The sequence below is a fragment of the Vibrio sinaloensis DSM 21326 genome, from assembly GCF_000189275.1.
GTDB lineage: Bacteria > Pseudomonadota > Gammaproteobacteria > Enterobacterales > Vibrionaceae > Vibrio > Vibrio sinaloensis.
In genome coordinates this window covers 1-1305 of record NZ_AEVT01000034.1, presented here as the reverse complement: position 1 = coordinate 1305, position 1305 = coordinate 1, and the positions used below count along the sequence as shown (strand labels likewise).

Annotated in this window: 2 protein-coding genes and 1 pseudogene; all 3 read left to right on the top strand. The window is 39.6% G+C overall.

The window, feature by feature from the left end; translation table 11 throughout:
• Positions 1-26 precede the first annotated feature (26 nt).
• Positions 27-260: a hypothetical protein gene (locus RH45_RS22830; protein ID WP_071986158.1), complete on the top strand. Its 234-nt coding sequence runs from the start codon at positions 27-29 to the stop codon at positions 258-260.
• A 200-nt stretch (positions 261-460) separates the two neighbouring features.
• Positions 461-952, top strand: a complete 492-nt coding sequence (locus tag RH45_RS06475; RefSeq protein WP_008075165.1) for a hypothetical protein — start codon at positions 461-463, stop codon at positions 950-952.
• Positions 953-1093: 141 nt separating this feature from the next.
• A pseudogene (locus RH45_RS06470) lies at positions 1094-1305 on the top strand (glyoxalase/bleomycin resistance/dioxygenase family protein); the annotation flags it as partial.

Below are 1305 nucleotides of genomic sequence, written 5' to 3'. Positions count from 1 at the left end.
GGCGTTAGTATTCAGGAGGAAAATTAGTGCTTCATCAGATAGACAAATATCAGTGTTCTGCTTGCAACATTAAATCCCAACATATTACCGTATTGATTAGGAACCCAAGTCCTTTTGCTGGTGTAAAACATCAAAAGCGTAAAGAGTTTATTGCTGGGTTAATCAAAGGCTGGGCAGTTGGTCCATTTTTAGCTTCTATGGATGAGTTTTCTCGACATACGATCTGTGAAAACTGTGGTATTAAGACGATAGAGAACTGACAAATAAGACTTCTTTTTAAGTTCGGTGTAACAGGTTGGGTCTGAATACTAACAAACTGTTCAAGAGGGATTCGCAACGCGTGGCGTTTTTTCTATGCGTTGGTTTTAGTGTTTAAGGTGGTATGCAGCGGCTTTGGTATTGCGTTGCTCACCCCTTAACAGGGCGTTATGTGTTTTTATTAGAAATTTATAGGTTGTAAATGAGCAGTATTCCTAAAAACATAATAGTACAGATTGTAAATCTACTTAACGAAAGAGGTTTTGTGTTAGATGCCGATGTTGATAGCTTTTGCAGATACGTTTTATTCGATGGCATTGTGGCGTCTAATATAGAAGAACTCAGAGCCAATGGGTACAGAGGTGGGGAATTAAAGTGTTGGACAACAAGTTTCCAAGGTCCATCGCCAGCCTATGGAGTTTATGACAGTAAGAGAAACTGGACAAATGAGGACCTGATAGAGTACTGCCACCTCAGGGATTGGGAGCTTAATAATGAGGAACTCACGATTGAAAAGCTAAAATTTTTCAATCTAGGGATCGGATTTTATTGTCATAAATGTTCTCATAATTCAGTTCTCTCGCCAGAGATATTGAATAAGTTTAAACCAGGCGAATATTCAGGAATTAGAGGTAAATGTTCAAAATGTCCAGAAAAGAACATACCTCCTGCTGGGTTGTATCCTTATTTTTAAACACATAACAAGCAATTCAAGCTGATTCGCAACGCTCGGCACTTTCGGTTTCAATTGGTTTGGTGATTACGGTGAAGTGCTTAGGTAATGTGGCAGCGTTGCTCACAACTTAATTGGGCGTTATGTGGTTGGAGAAAAATTATGAATCCATCAGCGGTTCTTGTTCATGTCCTAGATGTAGCGAAAGGGCTTGAATGGTACAAGAAAGCTTTTCCAGAAGCCGTTCCGGTTTACCATCCTGACTTTGACTTCACAGCGCTTGATATAAATGGTTTCTCACTAGAAATAGTCCAAGCAGACAAAAAGGTTGGTGCTGGTAAAAGTGGCACAGTTGTTTACTGGTCAGTAGATAA